This window comes from Salifodinibacter halophilus (assembly GCA_012999515.1).
In the GTDB taxonomy this organism is placed as follows: domain Bacteria; phylum Pseudomonadota; class Gammaproteobacteria; order Nevskiales; family Salinisphaeraceae; genus Salifodinibacter; species Salifodinibacter halophilus.
On sequence record JABEEB010000278.1, the window covers coordinates 1 to 269 of the forward strand.

Genomic DNA, 269 nt, shown 5'->3' on the forward strand with positions numbered 1-269 from the left:
TTGGCTTTGAAGCGTCGCCTTCAGCCTCGACTGTATAATCATTCATTCGTGCATCTTCCGGCTGAACTGGGTGGGCATACTTTCAACACCCTGCTTCTTCAGCAACTCTACAAAGTCACTGTTTCGAAGCAGCTGTTTGAACGCCTGCACCAAGAAGAGCACCGTTTCATTGGCGAACTCTGCGCGCTGAATGACAATGCGGTGCTTCTCCGCCTCTTCGGCGAACATCCGTCTCGCTTGCGAAAGGGTGAGGGGCTTCTTCTTGGCAG

At 52.8% G+C, this 269-nt stretch carries 1 protein-coding gene; it reads right to left on the reverse strand.

Going from position 1 to position 269, the window contains the following annotated elements:
- Positions 1-42: 42 nt before the first annotated feature.
- Positions 43-269 (reverse strand): hypothetical protein (locus tag HKX41_11655; protein NNC24788.1); only part of this gene is annotated, 227 nt, incomplete at its 5' end.